Origin of the sequence: Nocardia sp. XZ_19_369, assembly GCF_015355715.1 — a bacterium.
In the GTDB taxonomy this organism is placed as follows: domain Bacteria; phylum Actinomycetota; class Actinomycetes; order Mycobacteriales; family Mycobacteriaceae; genus Nocardia.
On sequence record NZ_JACVED010000006.1, the window covers coordinates 185,073 to 205,892 of the forward strand.

The 20,820-nt window shown below is 67.5% G+C and carries 19 protein-coding genes; 4 read left to right on the forward strand and 15 right to left on the reverse strand.

All coding sequences use genetic code 11. The annotated features are described in order from the left end of the window. Positions 1-24 precede the first annotated feature (24 nt). Positions 25-1,014, reverse strand: coding sequence for an alpha/beta hydrolase (locus IBX18_RS23015; protein ID WP_306796369.1), 990 nt, complete (start codon positions 1,012-1,014; stop codon positions 25-27). Positions 1,015-1,068: 54 nt separating this feature from the next. Between IBX18_RS23015 and IBX18_RS23020 the strand changes: the two genes are divergently transcribed. Next, positions 1,069-1,917, forward strand: a complete 849-nt coding sequence (locus IBX18_RS23020) for an SDR family NAD(P)-dependent oxidoreductase (protein ID WP_194835644.1) — start codon at positions 1,069-1,071, stop codon at positions 1,915-1,917. 85 nt (positions 1,918-2,002) lie between these two features. Here IBX18_RS23020 and IBX18_RS23025 read toward each other — a convergent pair whose 3' ends face one another. Further along, positions 2,003-3,214 carry a LysR family transcriptional regulator gene (locus IBX18_RS23025; protein ID WP_228541610.1) on the reverse strand — a complete coding sequence of 404 codons (1,212 nt, stop codon included), beginning with the start codon at positions 3,212-3,214 and terminating at the stop codon, positions 2,003-2,005. Positions 3,215-3,283: 69 nt separating this feature from the next. Here IBX18_RS23025 and IBX18_RS23030 point away from each other — a divergent pair, with 69 nt between their 5' ends. Next, the gene (locus IBX18_RS23030; protein WP_306796370.1) at positions 3,284-4,417 is read left to right on the forward strand and encodes a YbfB/YjiJ family MFS transporter; all 1,134 of its coding nucleotides are present in this window, start codon (positions 3,284-3,286) and stop codon (positions 4,415-4,417) included. On the opposite strand, the gene secG is transcribed toward IBX18_RS23030, so the two are convergent. From secG to IBX18_RS23055, 5 genes are all read right to left on the reverse strand, one after another. Continuing rightward, positions 4,404-4,637: a preprotein translocase subunit SecG gene (secG, locus tag IBX18_RS23035; protein WP_135232013.1), complete on the reverse strand. Its 234-nt coding sequence runs from the start codon at positions 4,635-4,637 to the stop codon at positions 4,404-4,406. The genes IBX18_RS23030 and secG overlap by 14 nt on opposite strands. Before the next feature lie 124 nt (positions 4,638-4,761). Continuing rightward, positions 4,762-6,354 (reverse strand): MFS transporter, encoded by a 1,593-nt coding sequence (locus tag IBX18_RS23040; protein ID WP_306796397.1) that lies wholly within the window; start codon positions 6,352-6,354, stop codon positions 4,762-4,764. 152 nt (positions 6,355-6,506) lie between these two features. Beyond that, positions 6,507-7,415, reverse strand: coding sequence for a DMT family transporter (locus IBX18_RS23045; protein ID WP_194835646.1), 909 nt, complete (start codon positions 7,413-7,415; stop codon positions 6,507-6,509). Positions 7,416-7,614: 199 nt separating this feature from the next. Continuing rightward, positions 7,615-7,881: a hypothetical protein gene (locus IBX18_RS42220; RefSeq protein ID WP_228541611.1), complete on the reverse strand. Its 267-nt coding sequence runs from the start codon at positions 7,879-7,881 to the stop codon at positions 7,615-7,617. 270 nt (positions 7,882-8,151) lie between these two features. Continuing rightward, complete coding sequence (locus IBX18_RS23055) at positions 8,152-8,781, reverse strand: TetR/AcrR family transcriptional regulator (RefSeq protein WP_194835648.1); 630 nt, start codon at positions 8,779-8,781, stop codon at positions 8,152-8,154. Between the two features lie 169 nt (positions 8,782-8,950). On the opposite strand from IBX18_RS23055, the gene IBX18_RS23060 reads away from it, so the two are divergent. Together IBX18_RS23060 and IBX18_RS23065 are read left to right on the forward strand one after the other, a co-directional pair. Beyond that, complete coding sequence (locus IBX18_RS23060; protein ID WP_194835649.1) at positions 8,951-10,372, forward strand: lipase family protein; 1,422 nt, start codon at positions 8,951-8,953, stop codon at positions 10,370-10,372. Between the two features lie 48 nt (positions 10,373-10,420). Continuing rightward, the gene (locus IBX18_RS23065; protein WP_194835650.1) at positions 10,421-11,203 is read left to right on the forward strand and encodes an META domain-containing protein; all 783 of its coding nucleotides are present in this window, start codon (positions 10,421-10,423) and stop codon (positions 11,201-11,203) included. A gap of 73 nt (positions 11,204-11,276) precedes the next feature. On the opposite strand, the gene tpiA is transcribed toward IBX18_RS23065, so the two are convergent. The 8 genes from tpiA to IBX18_RS23105 all read right to left on the reverse strand — a co-directional run bounded on the left by tpiA (position 11,277) and on the right by IBX18_RS23105 (position 20,715). After that, complete coding sequence (tpiA, locus tag IBX18_RS23070) at positions 11,277-12,074, reverse strand: triose-phosphate isomerase (RefSeq protein ID WP_194835651.1); 798 nt, start codon at positions 12,072-12,074, stop codon at positions 11,277-11,279. An 8-nt stretch (positions 12,075-12,082) separates the two neighbouring features. Then, positions 12,083-13,297 carry a phosphoglycerate kinase gene (pgk, locus tag IBX18_RS23075; RefSeq protein ID WP_135232018.1) on the reverse strand — a complete coding sequence of 405 codons (1,215 nt, stop codon included), beginning with the start codon at positions 13,295-13,297 and terminating at the stop codon, positions 12,083-12,085. Between the two features lie 4 nt (positions 13,298-13,301). Further along, positions 13,302-14,321 (reverse strand): type I glyceraldehyde-3-phosphate dehydrogenase, encoded by a 1,020-nt coding sequence (gene gap / locus IBX18_RS23080; RefSeq protein ID WP_107657914.1) that lies wholly within the window; start codon positions 14,319-14,321, stop codon positions 13,302-13,304. Between the two features lie 522 nt (positions 14,322-14,843). Further along, entirely contained in the window at positions 14,844-15,827 is a 984-nt protein-coding gene (gene whiA, locus IBX18_RS23085) for a DNA-binding protein WhiA (protein WP_040736336.1), read from the reverse strand. Then, on the reverse strand, positions 15,818-16,864 hold the full coding sequence (gene yvcK, locus IBX18_RS23090; protein ID WP_107657915.1) for a uridine diphosphate-N-acetylglucosamine-binding protein YvcK: 1,047 nt from the start codon (positions 16,862-16,864) through the stop codon (positions 15,818-15,820). Before yvcK ends, whiA begins: the two co-directional genes overlap by 10 nt. 40 nt (positions 16,865-16,904) lie before the next feature. Next, the gene (gene rapZ, locus IBX18_RS23095; RefSeq protein ID WP_228541612.1) at positions 16,905-17,885 is read right to left on the reverse strand and encodes an RNase adapter RapZ; all 981 of its coding nucleotides are present in this window, start codon (positions 17,883-17,885) and stop codon (positions 16,905-16,907) included. 243 nt (positions 17,886-18,128) lie between these two features. Then, positions 18,129-20,138: an excinuclease ABC subunit UvrC gene (uvrC, locus tag IBX18_RS23100; RefSeq protein ID WP_194835652.1), complete on the reverse strand. Its 2,010-nt coding sequence runs from the start codon at positions 20,136-20,138 to the stop codon at positions 18,129-18,131. A 148-nt stretch (positions 20,139-20,286) separates the two neighbouring features. Beyond that, complete coding sequence (locus IBX18_RS23105; RefSeq protein ID WP_194835653.1) at positions 20,287-20,715, reverse strand: hypothetical protein; 429 nt, start codon at positions 20,713-20,715, stop codon at positions 20,287-20,289. Positions 20,716-20,820: the final 105 nt, after the last annotated feature.

The window sequence follows — 20,820 nt, forward strand, 5'->3', positions numbered from 1 at the left end:
CAGCGCCGACTACATCAACCGCGGTTACGCGGGCACGTCGGATGAGTTCGGGACGAGTTCGCGCAAGTGGGCGGTGATCAAGGTATCGACTTCGGACGCACGTTCCAGTTGCACGAGGTGACCCGCGTCGGCGATCTTCGTCACCGCGCGCAGGTCCGGGACGTAGGTGCGCAGCGTGGTCAGTGGGTCGCGGCCGCTGAATCCCTCCATGTCGGGATCGCGGTCGCCGTACATGAAGTAGGCGGGGACGGTGACGGACGCGTCGGCATAGGCGGCGGTGAGTTCCCAGTTGCGGTCGAGGGCGCGGTACCAGTTCAGGCCGCCGGTGAAGCCGGTGCGTTCGAAATCCTGTGCCAGGGTGTCGAATTCGGCCTGGGTGAGCCAGCGCCACGGCAGCGGCGGTGCGGTCGGAAGCACATCGAGGTAGCCGGTGCCCTCGGCCGGGAACTGCCACGTGTCGAGGTAGTGGTAGTCGGCGCTGAGTGAGTAGTAGACGTTGGCCAGGAATTCCCTTGGACGCGCCTCCAATTCGGCGTCGGCCACGCCCGGCTTCTGAAAGTAGTCCAGGTGCAGGAAGTGTCGCGCAGCGGCCTTTGCCCACAGTTGGGACGGCGATCGAGGCGGGCGTGGTGCGAAGGGATTGTTCAGGACGATGACACCGCGCACCCGTTCGGACGCGCGTAATGCCAACTCCCACACCAGGGCTGCGCCGAAGTCCAAGCCGACGAATACCGCCTGCTCGGCGCCGATGTCGTCGAGCAGGGCGAGCAGGTCACCGATGACGGCTTCGTTCGTGTACGACTCGACGTCCGCCGGCACGTCGGTCTGCCCGTAACCGCGCAGGTCCGGCGCGATGGCGCGATACCCCGCTGCGGCGACCGACGCCAGCTGGTTGTGCCAGATGAACCAGGTGTGCGGAAAGCCGTGGCAGAAGATCACCGGATACCCCGCGCCCTGCTCGGCGACGTGCATCCGCACACCCTTGGTTGCGATGAACCGATGCGTGATCTCCACTGCGGCCTCCAAAATCTAGAACGTGTTCTCGTTTCACGGTAGTGTCCTGAAGTCGTGAACGGAATACCTGAGGCACTCAGCGGCAAGATCGCGGTCGTCACCGGCGCGAGTCGCGGCATCGGCAAGGGCATCGCACTGGAACTCGGTGCGGCGGGTGCGACGGTGTACGTCACCGGGCGCTCGGCCACCCCGGGTCGCTTGCCCGGCACCGTGCAGGAGACCGCTGCGGCCATCGATGCGGCGGGCGGCGTCGGCGTTCCCTTCGTCTGCGATCACCACGACGACGACGCGGTGCAACAACTGTTCCAGCAGATCGGCGCCGCACACCAGCGCCTCGATGTGCTGGTGAACAACGTGTACAACTCCCCCGCCGCGGCGCGCTGGCTAGGCAAGCCGTTCTGGGAGGTGCCCCCGAAAGCGTGGGACGAGACCTTCGACATCGGCGTCCGATCGCATTACGTGGCAAGCGCTTTCGCCGCGCCGCTCCTGATCGAATCCGGCGGTTTGATCGTCAACATCTCCTCACCGGGTGCACAGCGGTACATGCACAACGCTGTGTACGGCGTCGCGAAAACCGCACTGGACCGGCTCACCGCGGACATGGCGCACAACCTGGCCGACACCGACGTCACCGTCGTCTCGCTGTGGCCGGGCATCGTTGATACCGAACTGCTGCAAATGGTTCCGGCCGACGCACAGGGCCAACGGTTGGTCACCCTGCCGGGCGAAGGCACCTACGATCTCGCCGAGGCAGAGACCCCGCGGTTCCCCGGCCGCGCGGTCGTCGCACTCGCCACCGACCCTGACCGCCGCTCCCGCACCGGATCACCCTGGCGGGTAGCCGATCTCGCCGACGCCTACGGCTTCACCGACGTCGACGGACGCGTCCCACGCGCGGACTGACCTCGGATTGGACAGATGATCATGGGGAACTGATGTAGGTAACAGCCGAGAGCCGCCGACACCAATTCCCCCTCGCCGACAACGCTCAAGCAACACCCAAGAACCGTTGCACCGCGCGCGAGGGCGCGGGCTTGGCGTTCCACGCGAGATACACGTGTGACGGTGGCGCGTCCGGAATGTCAAGGTAGACAACGCCGGGATGCGGTGCACGGCTGCGGGCCAGTGCGGGGACGCCGCCGATACCGCGGTTCGCCGCGACGAGTTCGATCCATTCGTCGAAGTTCCGGCAGGTGATGATCGGCCGGTCCGGATCGCCCTGTTCCCACGAACCCGCATGGGTGGTGCCGGAAACCACGTTCACCACGAGCGGATAGCCGGCGAGGTCGGCCCAGCGCAGGTCGGTCGCGTCGGCCAGTGGCGAGTTCGCGGCGACGGCGAGCATCCGCTGCTCGGTCGCGATCACCCGACTCTCGAGATGGCTCGGCAGCTGAGTTTCCCTGCGGTATATGGCGATATCGATGGCTCGGGCTTCGAGGGCGGCCAGCGGATCGTCGACGCGGTGCAGCGTGATGCGGCCGCCGAGCGCCTCGTAGCGGCGGCGGGTGGCGGCGAGCCAGCTGGTGGGCAGCAGCCAGGCGAAGCCCACCTCGATGGCGGCCCGTGAGCGCAGTTGCGCGGCGACCGTGTCGACGTCGGCGAGGATCCGGCGGGCGTGCGTCAGCAGTTCGGTGCCCTCGTCGGTCAGTGCGAAGCGACGGGAGGTGCGTTCGATGAGCCTGCACTCGATGTGCCGCTCCAACTGTTGAATCGTCCTGGTCAGCGCGGGTTGGCTGAGGTGCAGGCGGGCCGCGGCACGGGTGTAGTTCGACTCCTCGCACAGCGCGACGTACGCGCGCAGATGCCGCAGCTCGATCTGGGTATGCCCGCTTAGGCCGCGGTCCGCCCCGCCCGCACCCCGACCAGCCGAACAGGCACCCGCATCCGCCTCACCTGCACCCCGATCAACCCCGCCCGCACCCCGACCGGCCCCACCGGCACCCGCATCGGCCTCACCTGCACCCCGATCCACCCCGCCAGCACCCCCACCGGCATTCGCATCCGCCCCGCTGGCACCCCCACCGTCCGCACCGCCATCGTCCGCCCCCGGATCAGACTCACCTGCGCTCCCGCTGCCCGAACTCGCGTCCGCCACGCCCGCACCCTGGCCAGCCGCTCCCGCACCCCGGCCGAATGCGCTCGGACTCTGCTCGCCCGCACCCGTCGGAACGGTCCCGTCCGGCAGCGCAGATTCGTCCATGCATCAAGCGTATACATGGTGCATAGAAAGCATTTAACAGACGCCGGAACGGACCGTACGGTCGCCGGAGTGACCGTTACTCGCACCCACCCACCGCGCAGCGGTCTCGCCCCCGCTTTCGCCGCCGCAGCAGGATTAGCCGCCGCGATGGGCGTCGGCCGATTCGTCTACACCCCGCTGCTGCCGATCATGGTGGACGCGCACCAGATCAGCACCCATGACGGCGCGGTGATCGCGACCGCCAACTACGCGGGCTATCTCCTCGGCGCCATCCTGCTCACCCGATGGCCGGAACTGAACAGCCGCAACACTTTCCACATCTCCGCCGCCCTACTGATCATCAGCGAAGTTTTGATGGCCGTGCCCGCACCGACACTGTTCCCTGCCACGCTGCGCCTGATCGCCGGCGTCACCAGCGCCGTCGTCTTCGTCGCGTGCGCCGGGGTGGCCGCGCGGCCGGGCAGCAGCCGGGATGCGGCCGGAATCGCTTTCGGCGGAATCGGATTCGGTATCGCGCTCACCGGGATACTGGTGTTGGTGGTGCGGCCGTTCCTGGGTTGGCAAAGTATGTGGCTGGTCTCCGCCGTGCTCACCGCAGTGTTGCTCGCACCCGCATTGCGGCTAGATATCCAGCCGGGTCGACGTGCAGGCAAAGCCACCATCCGGTCGCGGGCCGCGTGGCGGGCGCTGCTCGTCGCGTATTTCCTGGAGGGTGTCGGCTACATCGTGATCGGCACATTCCTGGTCGCCGCGGTCAGTGACCAGCGCGGCCCGGTGGTCGGCTCGGCGATCTGGGTGGTGGTCGGCGTGGCCGCGGTGCCCGCCACGGTGCTGTGGGGTGTCGCGGCACGCCGCTGGGCGCCAGCGATCGCCATGCCGATCGCCCTAGTGGCGCAATGCGTTTCGGCGGTGCTGCCCGCCGTCTCGACCGCCGTGTGGCCCGCCGTGCTCTCGGCGGCGCTGTTCGGCGCGACGTTCCTCGGCATCGTGATGCTGGCGATGCGGATCGGCGGTGAGTTGTCCGACGGTGGCGCGGCGGCGCCGCTCACCGCCGTTTATGGTGCTGGGCAGATGCTCGGTCCGTTGGTGGTGGCGCCGGTGATCGGCGACAGCTATCCGGCCGCGTTCGTCATCGCCGCCCTGGTGCTGGCGGCTGCGACGATCGCGGCCGGTGTGGTGACGCGCCTGATCAGGCGAACTTGATCTCCAAGCCGATGCCGAGAATGGCGATGACCCAGACCAGGCCGGTGAAAATAGTGATTCGGTCGAGGTTCTTCTCCACAACGGTCGAGCCGGAGAGGCTGGACTGCACACCACCGCCGAACAGGCTGGACAGACCTCCACCCTTGGCGCGGTGCAGCAGCACCAGCAGCACCAGCAGCAAGCTGGTGATGATCAGGAGGATATCGAGGAACATCCGCATGCCCGACAGTGTATGCGGACGATCGAATCCCACCGAATCAGGCACTCGGAAACGTCGATCCCAGGCCCTGTGTCGAAGTCCGGCCGGATGCATCCGGGGGCTGGATGGGACTTCGACACAGGGCCTACGGTGGCAGGATCGCGACCAGGTGGGTCACCTCGTCCTCGCCGATGGTGAATTTCGACGCCTCCTGCTCGCGGATCTGGTCCTGAGCGGTGAGTCTGACCTGGTGCTGGTGCATGTGTTCGGCCCAGGAACGCACGACGAACGCCTCGACATAGCGGTCCAGCACGCCGACGTCGCGGTAGAGCCGCCACTCCATCGCGCCGGTGCGTTGCCGGGAACGGCCGACGAACGCCATGGCGGTCATGAACTCCTCGACGTTCTCCGGCGGGACGTCGTAGGTGCGCAACACCATGACCGGGCCGTCGGCGGGTTCGGGTTCGACAACGAGCTGCGGTTCCGGCCAGAACGCCGAGGGGGTCTGATCGAGGTTCTCGGCGTTATGGCTGATCGGCAGCCAGACCGTGCTCACCGCACACAGCCCGAGCAGTGCCGCGGCGATCAGCATGGCCTTGACCGGTCCGGCCGCGCCGGCGACCACACCCCAGACCAGCGAGCCCATCGCCTGCCCACCCATGAACACCAGCAGATAAACCGACAGCCCACGCGCCCGAACCCAAGCGGGCAGCAGCAACTGCATAGTCGAGTTCATCGTGGACATCGCCAGCAGCCAGGCGAAGCCCGCGAACACCAGCAACACCAGCACGACCGGCACCACATGCAGCACCGCCGCGGCCGCCGTTGCGACGCCGAACAGCACGGCGGCCATGGTCAATCGCTGGGTGGGCGTGAGCAGCAGGCGCAGTCGCGACAGTCCGACGGCCCCGAGCACCGCGCCGACACCCAGCGCGGCGAGCATCAAGCCATAGCCGGACGAGGACAGCCCGAGCTCGTCACGCGCGATCACCGGCAGCAAAGCCCACAGCGCGCTGGCCGGGGCGATGAACAGGATCGAACGCAGCAGCACCCGCCGGATCGCGGGCGCCGCCTTGATGAACCGCGTCCCGGCCTGCAACGCCGCCAGCGGGCGTTCGCTCGGCAGCTGCCGATCCGTGGCCGGCCTGCGCCAGACCCCGAGCACCACGACGATGCCGATGAACGACACCGCGTTGAGCGCGAACACCAGCGTCGGCCCGGACAGCGAGACCAGCACACCGGCGATCGCGGGCCCCACCGCCCGCCCGATATTGATGCTCATGCTGCCCAGCGCGGCCGCCGACGGAATCTGTTCGCGCGGAACCAGTTCCGGCTGGATCGCCTGCCACGCGGGCCCGGTCAGCGCCTGACCGCAGCCGAGCAGGAACAGCAAGGTGAGCAGCACGGCCGGGGTGGTGTGCCCCGTCGCCGTCGAGACCGCGAGCACCGTCGCGAGAATCGCCATGGCCGACTGCGCCCCGAGCAACAGCCTGCGCCGATCCACCAGATCGGCGATCACGCCGGACGGAATAGCCAGCAGCATCACCGGCAGCGTGATCGCCGTCTGCACGAACGAGACCAGCACCGCGGCATTCGGCTCGTCCACCAGAATCCACTGCGCGCCGACCGTCTGCATCCAGGTGCCCAGGTTGGACACCAGTTGCGCGATCCAGAGGGCGCGATACACCTTCGACCGCAGTGGTGCCCAGGTGGAGACAGGGGTGTTGGCCGCAGTGATCACTTGCTCCCCCGCCTCTCCGCGTATTCAGGCCAGACTATGGTGCCGCGAGAGCAGCGTCGGCGACCGGCGGTGATGTCGTCGTCACGTCCGCCGGTACCCGGTGAGTTACCCATGTACTCACTAAATCAGTTGGCACCTGCGGATCCGCGCTATGCCACGTCCCTCGGCCGCGACTCGTTGGCCGTGAGGAGGAGGGCGGCGGTCAGTAGCGCGCCGCCCATCATGCCCAGCGGGGTCAATCGCTCGCCGAGGACTATCGCCGCGAGCATTGCACCGGTCAGCGGTTCGAGCAGTGCGAGGACCGCAGCGGTGCCGGGGCCTGCGTCCGGCAAGCCGCGGAAGTACAGCGTGTAGGCGACCGCGGTCGGCACGAGTCCGAGGGCTGCGAGCAGCGCGAGACTGCCTGCGTTCGGCTCGAAGGTGATGCCGGTGGTCAGCGCCAGGGGCATGAGTATTACTGCGCCGCCAGTGAATCCGAGGCCTGTGGTGGTCATCGCATCGAGCCCCGGTATCGGCCGGGCACTGATCACGGTGACCGCAGCGAACGCGCCGGCCGCGGCGATGGCGAGGGCGGCACCGGCAAGCAGTCCGGTGGCGTCCAAGTCATCGGACGGCACACCGACCAGCAGCGCCAATCCGGCGAGCGCGAGCCCGATCGTCGCCGCGCGCCTGCGATCCACGGCGCGGCGGCCGGTGACCTGCTCCAGCAGCGCGACCACCACCGGCGACGCACCGATGGTGATCAAGGTGGCGACGCTGACCGACGATGCCGCGACCGCCCCGAAATAGCACGCCTGGAAGGTCGCGGCGAGAGCGGCGACCGCGCCGATCCTGCGCCAGGCCAGCAGATTTCGCGGCCACGGGCGGCGACTCAGCGCGAGTAGAGCAACGAGCAGCAGCCCGCCGGCGGCAAGTCGGCAGGTGGCCACCGCGACGGGTGACAACCCGGTGGCACGACCGAGCAGCGTGCCGAGCAAACCGCCGGTGCCCCACAGCATTCCGGCGCCGACAAGGAAGACCAGCCCGGAACGGCCGGTCTTGGACAGAGATATGGACATGAAGGATTCGCGCTCCTGCGACAGAGAGGGATGGGGTCGCGGAAGCGAGGTGCACAACGAATGCCGAAGAGACGCACTCACCTATCCAGGTGGCGCGCTGACTGCTACACCTCGCTCAGGAGGCGGGCGGCGGTGTGATCGGAAAGCATCGGTGCACGCGGCCGATCCTAATGCCCGGCGGCGCACCGTGTCGCTCGAGTTATTTCCCGAACTCGCGCAGCAGCGGGTCAGCGGCGATCCGGGCGGCGGTGTCGGCGTCCGGCGGATAGGGCTTGGCCCGAACGATCCACTCGCGACGCAACTCGGGGATGGTCACCTGGAGCTCGTCCCACTCCGAGGTCAGCTGACCGGTCCAGTCCATCTGTTCGGGACCGTCGAGAAATCCGCAGGTGTAGCCGAGATAATCGTTCCATACCGCGTACGAGGTGGCGAGCGTCAGCTCATCCGGCACGTCGAGCTTGAGCAACCACCGACCGTGCGCCCACTCATGATCTCCCAGCAGCGAATTGGCCGTGCGCCGAATGGCGGACCTGCGCAGACCACGGCCCGGCCAGCACCACACCGGCGGTGCGTCCCCGCAATCGATTCCGCGCCTCGCCATTTCGGCAGCGAGGATCCCGAAGCCAGGTCGCAGGTTCGGCGAAATGAGTTCCCAGCTCGCACGATACGAGTCGTTTGCCCGCACGGCAGCGACCACTTCGGGCGCCTGTAGCGTCCACAGCCTCATCCGGTGGACCTACTCGTCGACCGTGTCGGCGTAGGTCTGCATCATGTCCTCGATCAGCCGCAGGACCGCTTCGTCGAGTTCGGGACGCTGGTACACCCCGCGCACCACCGACTGACCCGAAAACAGATGCAGCACAAGGAAGAACATCGGCTCACGCAGCCGCTGCGGATACCGGCTCAGCACTCCGGTGCGCTCGACCGCAGCCACGATCTCGTCGTAGTAGGCCTCCACCGTCGGCGCGATCCTGACCCGCAGCTCGGCGTCCGAGCGGGCCGCGAGGTAGATCTCGCGCAGCGCGTGAGTGATGTTGTCCGACTGCGCCGCCTGCAGGAAACGCAACGCCGTATCGAGCGAATTCGCTTGTTCCCCAAGCTGTTCCATCACCCCGGTGAAAGCGGCGGTCTGCCGCGTGACGATCTCCTCGGCGGTGCGCACGATCAGGTCCAGCCTGCTGTCGAACTGCCGGAACATGGCCCCGACGGACAGCCCGGCGCGCCCGCAGATCTCCTGCACGGTGGTGCGCTGATAGCCCACCTCGCCGATCGCGGCGATGGTCGCGTCGATCAGCTTGGCGACGGTGGCGGCGCGGCGTTGCTGCTGCGTCCGGCGTGGACGGGATATTTCGGCGCTCCCGGTCATGATTACCCATCCTGCCCGCCCGGTCCGGCCACCCCTGCCATCGGGTCAGCGTGATCGTTGACACAGCGTCGAACCGCCCTCTACAGTCGACCCGCCAGTTAGGAAACAGTCGCTCTCTTTTCTGCCCGAGAGCCGGCGCGCAGCGCTGCGTTATGTCGAGGAGTTCCAAATGAAGATGGGCACCGCTACGGGCACCAAGAGGGTGGTCGCGCACGTTTGCCTGGTACTGACCGCGGGTTTGACCGTCGCGGTGTGCCCCGCGATGGCCGGCGTCGCGCAGGCCGAGCCGGTGGCGGTCGCACCGCCGCTACCCTTCCCGCTGCCACCCGCACCGCCGTACCTCGATCCGGGTTTCTACAACCCCGATCCAGGCAAGGTCGCCGCGGCACAGCCCGGCGAGATCCTGGCGGCGCGGCAGGTCAACCTCGCGAATTTCTTCCTGATCCCCCTCAACGTGCGGGCCTGGCAGTTGTCCTTCCGCAGCACCAACACCCGCGGCGAACCGATCGCGGCGGTCGCCACCGTCATCGTGCCGCACCGCCCGTCCCCCACCCCGGACCGGAATCTGGTCGCCTTCCAGTTCGCCGAGGACTCGTTGTCGATCAACTGCGCACCGTCCTATGTACTGCAGATGGGTTCGCTCCCCAATCCGACGAACCCGGTGATCTCCGCGGAGTTCATCGAGGTCCAGGCCATGCTGCAACTCGGCCATGCGGTCGTGGTGCCCGATCACCAGGGTCCGAACGCGGCCTACGCGGCCGGACCGCTCGGCGCCCGCATCACCTTGGATTCGATCCGGGCCGCCGAGAACTTCGACCAGGCGGGCCTGTCCGGAGCGGCCACCCGGACCGCACTGTGGGGCTATTCGGGCGGCGCCATCCCGACCGCGCACGCGGCCGAGCTGCAACCCACCTACGCACCGGAGCTCAACATCGTGGGTTCCGCGGTCGGTGGCCTGCTGGCCGATCTGCGGATGAGCCTCGACTACAACAACGGCACGTCGACCTTCGGCGGCGCGGTACTCGGCGGATTGTTCGGTGTCGCACGGGAATACCCGGTGCTGAACCAATTCATCGACCAGTACATGAACCCGCTCGGCAAGGCGGTGCGGGTCGTGCACGAAGGTCAGTGCGTCGCTTTGCAATTCGCGGGCTTCCCCTTCGTGAACATCAAGGGCTTGTTCAACTACCCCGGCGGCGATCCGATGACCGCACCCGAATTGCAGCCGCTGCTGGACGAGATGACCCTGGGCCGGCGCGGTACTCCCCCGTTCCCGCTCTACATCTACGAGGCGCCGCTCGACGAGGCGATGCCGATCAACGCGGTCAACAAGCTGTACGACACCTACTGCAAGGACCCGAACGCCCAGGTCGCCTACACCAGGGAGATCATCAGCGAGCACGGCATCGCCGCCGTCTCCGGCGCGGGCTCGGCCGTGATGTGGCTCAACGATCGGCTCAACGGTGTTCCCGCACCCCAGGGCTGCAGCAACCGCGACGTGCCGTTGCAGATCCTGGATCCCGGCGCGTTCCCCACAGTCGTCAACGCCCTCGGCCAGACCCTGGCGTCGGCTCTCGGCATGCCGGTCTGACCTGCCGAAAACCCGGCCGAACCGCGCGACATCGGTACCATCGCCGTCATGGCGGCTAATTTCGTGCGGTTCGGCCCGATCGTTGCCCTGGCACTGCTCGCGGTCACTGCCTGTTCGAGCGGCGACTCCGACTCCAAGCCGGCCGACCCCGGCCTGGTCGGCCGCACCTTCCTCTCCACCGAGGTGGCGGGCGCGCCGATTCCCGGCGGCGGACCGCTGACGCTCACCTTCAAAGACGACCGGATCGCCGCGGATGCGGGCTGCAACTCGCACTCCGGCGTAGTCGCGCTCGACGATCACAAGCTGCACGTGTCCGGCCTGGCGAGCACCCTGATGGCCTGCCCCGGTGATCGGGAGGGCGCCGACGAATGGCTCAGCGGGCTACTGAATTCCGACCCCACCTGGCAGCTCGACGGCGCGAAGCTCACCGTGAAGAACGACAACCTCACGGTGCACCTGCTGGACAAGAAGGTCGCCAGGCCGGACAAGCCGGTCAAGGGCACCACCTGGATCGTCACCGCCCTCATCACCCCCGACGCCCAAATGCGTTCCCAGACAATCGATGAGGTGAAGCCCACGCTCACCATCGCCGAGGACGGCAGCGTCTCCGGTAGCGCGGGCTGCAACCGGATGACCGGTCGCGCAACAGGTCCCGACACCGAGCTCACCTTCCAGGTCGGTACCACGAAGATGCTGTGCTCGCCCGAGGTGATGGAGGTCGAGCAGTCGGTGCTGAAAGTGTTGGACGGCAAGACAACCGCGACCGTCGACGCCGATGTCCTCACCCTCCGCAATGCCAACGGCAACGGACTCACCCTGCACGCGGAGTAAATCGGGTCCCGCGCACAACGCAGAAAAGCCGGGCAACGCTCTCGCGATGCCCGGCTCTCCTCCGTGAAAACGCTTACGGCAGTGGACCGCCCGCGGCAATCGCGGAAAGGGTGGCGAACTCGTCACCCTTGAGCGAAGCACCGCCGACCAACGCGCCGTCGATGTCGGTCTGACCCACGAGCTCCCCGACGTTCTTGGCGTTGACCGAGCCGCCGTAGAGCACGCGCACGCCCGCGGCGATCTCCGGGGAGGCCAGCACGGCCAGTTCCGCGCGGATCGCGCCGCAGACTTCCTGCGCGTCGGCGGGGGTCGCCACCTTGCCGGTGCCGATGGCCCAGACCGGCTCGTAGGCGATGACGACCTTCGAGATCTCCTCCGCCGTCAGGCCTTTCAGCGAACCACGCAGCTGCTCGAGGTTGTACTCGACATGCGTCTTCGCCTCGCGGACGTTCAGGCCCTCGCCGATGCAGACGATCGGCGTGAGCCCGTGCTTGAGCGCCTGCTTGGCCTTGGCGAGCACGGTGGCGTCGTCCTCGTGGTGGTACTGCCGCCGCTCGGAGTGCCCGACCGCCACGAAGGTGCAGCCGAGCTTGGCCAGCATGGCACCACTGATCTCACCGGTGTAGGCGCCCGAGTCGTGCATCGAAACGTCTTGCGCGCCATAGGTGAGCAGCAGCTTGTCGCCCTCCACCAGCGTCTGCACACTGCGCAGATCGGTGAACGGCGGCAGCACCGCGACGTCCACCTTGGCGAAGTACTTCTCCGGCAACGCGAAAGCGATCTTCTGCACCAGCGCGATCGCCTCGAGGTGGTTCAGGTTCAGCTTCCAGTTGCCCGCGATGAGCGGCTTCCTGGCATAGGACTTCGTCACAGCACTCCTCAATCTTCCAGCACTGCGATGCCCGGAAGTTCCTTGCCCTCCAGGTATTCCAGCGACGCGCCGCCGCCGGTGGAGATATGCGAGAAACCGTCATCGGGCAGCCCGAGCGCACGCACGGCCGCGGCCGAATCGCCACCGCCGACGACGGTGAACGCACCCTTACCGGTGGCCGTGACGATGGCCTCGGCCACGCCGCGGGTACCGGCCGCGAAGTTCTCGAACTCGAACACGCCCATCGGGCCGTTCCAGAACACCGTCTTCGCCTCGGTCAGCAGCGCCGCGAACCGGTCGGTGGATTCGGGTCCGATGTCCAGGCCCATCCAGCCGTCCGGAATCTCGTGCGCGGGCACGACCTTCGAGTCGGCGTCGGCGGCGAACTTGCTCGCCGCCACGATGTCGCGCGGCAGGTGGATGACGTCCGCGTACTGGTCGAGCAGGCCCTTGCAGGTCTCGATCATCTCTTCCTGCAGCAGCGAGCTGCCGACCGAAAGACCCTGTGCGGCAAGGAAGGTGAAGCACATGCCGCCACCGATGACCAGCGTGTCGACCTTCGGCGCGAGCGCCTCGATCACCGCGAGCTTGTCGGAGACCTTGGAACCGCCGAGCACGACCGCGTACGGCCGCTCGGTGTCCTGGGTCAGCTTGGCCAGCACCTCGACCTCGGCCGCGACCAGCTTGCCCGCGTAATGCGGCAGCAGCTTCGCCACGTCGTACACCGACGCCTGCTTGCGGTGCACCACACCGAAACCGTCGGAGACGAACGCGCCGTCGTCGCCGACCAGCTCGACCAGCGCGGCGGCGAGCTTGGCCCGCTGCGCGTCGTCCTTGCTGGTCTCCCGCGGATCGAAGCGGATGTTCTCCAGCAGGAGCACATCGCCGTCGGTCAGCCCCTCGGAGCGCGCGAGCGCGTCCCCGCCGACCACGTCACCGGCGAGCTGAACATTGCGGCCCAGCTCTTCGGCGAGCTTCGCGGCGACCGGCGCCAGCGAGAGCTTCGGGTCCGGCTCGCCTTTCGGGCGGCCGAGGTGCGCGGTGACGACCACTTTCGCGCCGGCCTCGACCAGCGCCTTCAGCGTCGGCACCGAGGCGATGATGCGACCGGGATCGGTGATCTGACCGTTGTCGTCGAGGGGGACGTTCAGGTCGGAGCGCACCAGGACGCCCCGACCTTCGACACCCTCGTTCAGCAGATCCTCGAGAGTTTTGACTGTCATGGCCTCAGAGCGACTTGCCGACGAGGCCGATGAGGTCGGCGACACGGTTGGAGTAGCCCCACTCGTTGTCGTACCAGCCGACGACCTTGACCTGATCGTCGATGACCTTGATCAGCGGCGCGTCGTAGATGCACGAGTGCGGGTCGGTGACGATGTCGCTCGACACGATCGGGTCGACGTTGTACTTCAGGATGCCCTTCAGCGGTCCTTCGGCGGCGGCTTTGTACGCGGCGTTGATGTCGTCGATCGAGGCCGACTTGCGCAGGGTGACGGTGAGGTCGGTGACCGAGCCCGTCGGAACCGGCACGCGCAGCGCGTAACCGTCCAGCTTGCCCTGCAGTTCCGGGAGCACCAGGCCGATGGCCTTGGCCGCACCGGTGCCGGTCGGCACGATGTTCAGCGCGGCCGCGCGGGCGCGACGCAGGTCGCTGTGCGGGCCGTCCTGCAGGTTCTGGTCCTGCGTGTAGGCGTGGATGGTGGTCATCAGACCACGCTCGATGCCGAAGCTGTCGTTCAGCACCTTCGCCAGCGGGCCGAGGCAGTTGGTGGTGCACGAGGCGTTGGAGATGATGTTCTGGCTGCCGTCGTACTTGTCGTCGTTGACGCCCATGACGACCGTCAGGTCCTCGCCCTTGGCGGGCGCGGAGATGATGACCTTCTTGGCGCCCGCGGCGAGGTGACCCTTCGCCTTGGTGGCATCGGTGAAGATGCCGGTGGACTCGACCACCACGTCGACGCCCAGGTCGCCCCACGGCAGCGCCGCCGGGCCCTCCTTGATGGCCAGCGCCTTGATCCGCTGGTCACCGACCACGATGGTGTCGTCGCCGTCGAGCGAGACATCCTGCGGCAGGCGGCCGAGGATCGAGTCGTACTTGAGCAGGGTCGCGAGAGTCGCGTTGTCGGTGAGGTCGTTGACCGCGACGATCTCGATGTCGGTGGTGCCCAGCGCCTTCTGCGCCTCCACCGCCCGGAAGAAGTTACGTCCGATACGACCGAAGCCGTTGATGCCTACCCGGACAGTCACGTTATCGCTCCTCAGCTTTCAAGCGGATCATTCCGATGTCTAGTAACAGTAGTGCCCGCCTGTAACCCCACCGACATGCACCTGTCCGTTGTGAACTGGCGATCTCGACGCGGTCATCAGGCCACCAGGGTGCGAACGTTCCCGAGTCACCACTTCACTACGGTAACCAGGGAAATCGATCACCGACTGGTCTGTTTCCTCACAGTCCGGCGCGCCGACCAGCGCAGGAACATCGTCAAGAGTCCTGGCATTCCGACACACCGGTCATTCTGACGTCTCCGGCGGTGGGGTTACCCCGTTGCGGTTCCGGCACACGTGTCTACCTGACCCCGAAGTTCGTCTCCAACGTTCGCCGAGACTTCGACCGGGAGCCAGGGGTGCGCCGGCCGTCGAATGCCCCCACCGCATGTCCCCGTTCGACTTCAGCGCGCACCGCTGTGCCACGCGTCGACCACCAGCCCGGTAGCGGGATCATCCGGTCGGTCGACCCTAGGGCCGACCGACCGGATGACAACTCCCGACTCAGGCTTCGTCGAGCAATTCGGCCGTGACAGCGGATTCCGTGTCCGGGATGCCGAGCTCCTTGGCCCGCCGGTCCGCCATCGACAGCAAGCGCCGAATCCGGCCCGCCACAGCGTCTTTCGTCATCGGCGGGTCGGCGAGCTGGCCGAGTTCCTCCAGCGAGGCCTGCCGATGCTGCACGCGCAGTTTGCCCGCGGCGGCGAGATGGTCGGGCACGTCGTCGCTGAGGATCTCCAGCGCCCGCTCCACCCTGGCGGCCGCGGCGACCGCGGCCCTGGCCGAACGGCGCAGGTTGGCGTCGTCGAAGTTGGCCAGCCGGTTGGCGGTGGCCCGCACCTCGCGGCGCAGCCTGCGCTCCTCCCAGACGATGCGGGTGCCGTGCGCACCCATCCTGGTGAGCAGCGCGCCGATGGCCTCGCCGTCACGCACCACGACCCGGTCGGTGCCGCGCACCTCGCGCGCCTTGGCGGTGATGCCGAGCCTGCGGGCCGCGCCGACGAGCGCGAGCGCTGCCTCCGGACCCGGGCAGCTGACCTCCAGTGCGGAGGAGCGACCGGGTTCGGTGAGCGAGCCGTGCGCGAGAAACGCTCCGCGCCAAGCTGCTTCGGCATCGGCGATGCTGCCGCCGACCACCTGGGCGGGCAGGCCGCGCACCGGACGACCGCGCACATCGAGCAGCCCGGTCTGCCGGGCCAGCGCCTCGCCCTCCTTGGACACGCGCACCACGTAGCGGGAGGTCTTGCGCAGACCGCCCGCGCCGAGCACGTGCACATCGGAGCCGTAGCCGTATAGCTCGAAGATCTCCCGGCGCAGCCTGCGTGCGATGGAACCCATGTCCACCTCGGCCTCGACGATCACCCGCCCGCCGACGATGTGCAGGCCGCCCGCAAAGCGCAGCAGCGCGGACAGTTCCGCCTTGCGGGAACTGACTTGCGACACCGTGAGCCTGCTCAGCTCGTCTTTCACATCGGCTGTCATCGCCACGAGACGCGCTCCTTTCCACCCAACCCGGAACGCACATCCTGACCCATGTGCCGTCCCTCGACTCGAAGCCCTGCCATTTGTGGCCGAGGTTGCCGGATCAGTTGATCCAGTGCGGCGGCAAGCTTTCCGGGGTGATGCCGGTCCGTTCCCGCTTCGGCGACATCGGAGAAGGTTACCCGTGCCCGCAACTGTTCGGCAGCTCTCGCCACATGTTCTCTTTCGCGACCCTCGGGCACCGACCCCGAATCGACCAAAACTTCGTCGACCACGAATTCCGGTGCGTGCTGGGACAATACATGCAGGTGCCGTTCGGCGGAGAAACCCGCCGTTTCGCCGGGCTCGGCGGCCAGGTTCAGCACGAGAACTTTTCTCGCTCGGGTGTACACCAGCGCCTCTCGTAGTTCGGGGACGAGCACATGGGGGATGACGCTGGTAAACCAGGAGCCCGGTCCGAGCACGACGACGTCGGCGTGCTCGATGGCCGAGGTGGCTTCCTGGCTGGCGGGTGGATCGGACGGAATCAACCGCACCCGCCGGACTTTTCCTGGGGTGGTCGCGATGGCGACCTGGCCGCGGATGCAGCGGCTGACGCGCGGATCCGCTTCCAGCCCAGCCACATCCGCTTCGATATCGAGCGCGATGGGCGACATCGGCAGCACCCGTCCGGTGATGCGCAACATCTTCGCGAGTTCGTCGAGCGCGGCGACCGGGTCGCCGAGCACCTCGGTCAGGCCGGCCAGAATGAGATTGCCGACCGAGTGGCCGGCCAGTGCGCCGGTGCCGCCGAAGCGGTGTTGCACGGTCTTGGTCCAGATGCCGTCGGAGTCCGCGGCCAGCGCGGCCAGCGCCATCCGTAGGTCACCCGGCGGTAGCACGCCTAGCTCGGCGCGTAGGCGACCGGACGAGCCGCCGTCGTCCGCGACGGTGACGACCGCGCAGATCTTTCTGGTCAGCCGCCGGACGGCGGTCAACGTCGCGTACAGGCCGTGCCCGCCGCCCAGCGCGACGATATTCGGGTCGGATTCCCATCCGGTCATGCCTGCGCCTCGCTAACGCAAGGCTCCGGCTCGCGCGCACTCATTCGCGCCCCAGATCGCGATGCACGACGCGCACCACGTCGGCGGGGCCCTCGCTGCCGCCGGTGCCCTCGCTCATCAGTTCGCCAAGAGCCTCGGCTATCGCCACGCTGCGGTGCCTGCCTCCGGTGCAGCCCACTGCCACCGTCATGTATCGCTTCCCCTCTTGGCGGTAACCGTTCATCGTCAGTTCGACCAGGTGGTGGCAGGTACGCAGATAATCGGCCGCGCCGGGGCGCGACAACACGTACTCGCTCACCACTGATTCCTGACCAGTGTGTTCCCGCAATTCCGGTATCCAATGTGGATTAGGTAGAAAACGCACATCCAACACCATGTCGGCGTCCAGTGGAACCCCATGCTTGAAGCCGAAGGATTGCACGGTCAGCTGCAATGCACTGGGTGCACCGTCGCCGAAGGCCTCCTCCAACTTGCGGTGCAGCTGGTGGATGGACAGTTCGGTGGTGTCGATGACCAGGTCCGCCGCGGTTTTCACGGCCGAGAGCCGGATACGTTCCGCGGCGATGCCCGAGGAGAGCGTGCCGTCTTTGCTCTCGCTTTGCAGCGGGTGGCGGCGCCGGGCGAAACCGAAACGCCGGATCAGGACATCGTCGGAGGCTTCGAGAAACAGCACCCTGGTTTCGATGCCGAGTTTGCGCAACTGCTCGGTGACCACCGAGAGATCACCGGTGAAGAACCTGCTGCGCACGTCCATCACCAGGGCCAGACTGCGGATCGGCGGGTCGGCGGAGGCGCCGAGTTCGACCATCCGGCCGATCAGCTCCGGCGGCAGGTTGTCGGTGACGTACCAGCCGAGATCCTCGAGTACGCGGGCGGCGGTGCCGCGGCCCGCGCCGGATAGTCCGGTCACGATGACGACTTCGACCTGTGGGTTCGCCGCTGCGACAGCGCTCGAGGGGCCGGCCCGCCCCTCGGTCTGTCGCGGATTACCCGCAGTGTTGTTCGCTTCGACGCGTGTCATGTCCTACCGGATCCGTCACACGACTGCACCGCGCGGGCGCTCGGCTCCGCCGTGCGCCGTGGCACGCTGTGTTGTCGGTTCACTCGCTGCGCTCGCTCTCTGGGTACCTCTCGAATCATCCCGCACCGGTTCCGGTATCGGGCGCAGACATGCGCAATCACCTTCCGTGGTGCACGTGGAAGGCTAGCGACTGGTACCGAGAATATAGGTGTATCGGAGCAAAGCCGCCGTTTCCGATGGTCCTCAGCCCTCCTGTAGTGCCGCGAGCACGGCCTTGGCGGTGGCCAATCCGATGCCGGGGACCTCGGTGATCTCCTCCACCGTGGCCTGCTTGAGCTTGGCGACGGAACCGAAATGGGTAACCAGCGCGGTTCGGCGCGCCGTGCCGAGCCCGGGCACCGAGTCCAGCGCGGACGCGGTCATCCGGCGAGACCGTTTGCTGCGATGGAAGGTGATGGCGAACCGGTGCGCCTCGTCGCGGATCCGCTGCAACAGGAACAAGGCCTCGCTGTTGCGCGGCATGATCACCGGGTCGCTCTCCCCCGGCACCCACACCTCTTCGAGGCGTTTGGCCAGGCCGATCACCGCGACATCGGTGATGCCGAGCTCGTCGAGCACCTCGGCGGCGGCCGCGACCTGGGGTGCGCCGCCGTCGACGACGTAGAGGTTGGGCGGGTAGGCGAACTTACGCGGACGGCCGGTCTGCGGGTCGATGCCGGGGCGAGACACGAGTTCGGCGGTGTCGTCGAGGGCTTCGACCGCCGCCAGGTCCTCGTTCACCATCAGCTCGCGCTCTTTCTGCAGCTTGTAGAAGCGCCGCCGGGTCACCTCCCTGATGCTGCCGACGTCGTCCGAGCGGCCGTCGCCCGCGGCCTCCTTGATGGTGTAGTGCCGATACTCGGATTTGCGGGCCAGGCCGTCTTCGAACACCACCAGCGAGGCGACCACATCGGTGCCCTGCACGTGGCTGATGTCCACGCACTCGATCCGCAGCGGGGCGCTGTCGAGTTCGAGCGCGTCTTGGATGGCTTGTAGCGCAGCCGATCTCGACGTCAGATCGCCCGCGCGCTTGAGCTTGTGCTGCTGCAGGGCCTCCATCGCGTTGCGCTGCACGGTCTCGGCGAGGGCCTTCTTGTCGCCGCGCTGTGGCACGCGCAGCTGCACGGCCGAGCCGCGCAGGTTGGACAGCCACTCCTGCAACTGCTCGGCGTCGGCCGGGAGCTCGGGGACCAGGACCTCCCTGGGCACCACGGCGGCGGGCTGCTCGGCCTCGCCCAGTTCCGCCACCGCGACCTGCTCGCCGTAGAACTGGGTGAGGAACTGCTCGACCAGCACGGCCAGTTCGCTGCCCGCCTCCGGCGAGTCGATGGCGTCGCCGGATTTGTCGACCACCCAGCCGCGCTGACCGCGGACCCGGCCGTCGCGGACGTGGAAGATCTGCACCGCCGCCTCCAGCTCGTCGGTGGCGAAGGCGATCACGTCGGCATCGGTGCCGGTGCCGAGCACCACGGCCTGCTTCTCCAGCGCGCGGCGCAGCGCCTGCACGTCGTCGCGCAGGCGGGCGGCGTTCTCGAAGTCGAGGTCCTCGGCGGCGTCCTGCATGCGGCGTTCGAGCTGGCGCACCATGCGGTCGGTGCGCCCGGCCAGGAAGTCGCAGAAGTCCTCCACGATCTGGCGGTGTTCGGCGGCGCTGACCCGGCCGATGCACGGCGCCGAACACTTGTCGATGTAGCCGAGCAGGCAGGGGCGCCCGATCTGGTTGTGCCGCTTGAACACTCCGTTGGAGCAGGTGCGCGCGGGGAACACCCGCAGCAGCAGGTCCAGGGTTTCCCGGATCGCCCAGGCGTGCGCGTAGGGGCCGAAGTACCGCACGCCCTTCTTGCGCGCGCCGCGGTAGACGAACAGGCGCGGGAACTCCTCGTTCAACGTCACGGCGAGCACCGGATACGACTTGTCGTCCCGGTAGCGCACGTTGAACCGGGGGTCGAACTCCTTGATCCAGTTGTATTCGAGCTGCAGCGCCTCCACCTCGGTGGAGACCACGGTCCATTCGACGCTCGCGGCCGTGGTGACCATCTGCCGCGTCCGCGGATGCAGCGACGCCACGTCGGCGAAGTAGGAGTTCAGCCTGCTGCGCAGACTCTTTGCCTTGCCGACGTAGATGACCTGCCGATATGCGTCCCGGAACTTGTACACCCCTGGTTCGACGGGAATCGTGCCCGGCTTGGGCCGGTACGTCGCTGGATCTGCCACCCATCAAGCCTATCGAGCACGTCCGACAAGCTCGGCAAGGCGATCCGGGTTCGGTTCTCGTGCGGGATCTCGACCCGGATCGACCGGCTGCTTCTTGCCGAAACACATTGCTGGACAGGGAGTTCGGCGGCCAGGTTACGGGCGCACGTCATACGTCGGCGCCGAACCACTCCTTCGCTTCGGCGCGGCACAGCTGGTAGACGACCGCGCTCGACGTGCCGAGCGAAAAGAGCACCGCCACGATCCACTGCTCGAACGGGATGTCGTTGGGTTGAGTTCGCCAGCCGACCACAGCCTGCGCGAGCGCCAAGATGACCGCCAGCACCCGCACGCCGCTCGCGCCGCGGGTGAATCCCCAGGCGACGAGGCCCAGCAGCCAGCTGAACAGGAACTGGATGGCCGCACCGCCCGCGGCCTCGGCGCTGCGCGTCAGGCCCATGACCACCGGATAGGCCAGTCCGAATGCCGCCAGCCCCCAGGCGGCTTCCCGTGCTTCCCTTGCCGCCTCGGGCAGCTCGGTCAGCGCCCATAATCTCTCGGCGACCGCTAAATCCTCGTCCGAAAAGTCCGCGCCCACGGCGCTCCCCACTCCCGATCAACACTCTCGACCCGAATCAACGGGTGCGCCAGCAGGACGCTAGAGCACCGGAGAGAGTCGGACAACTCGGGCGCGGCGGGGGTT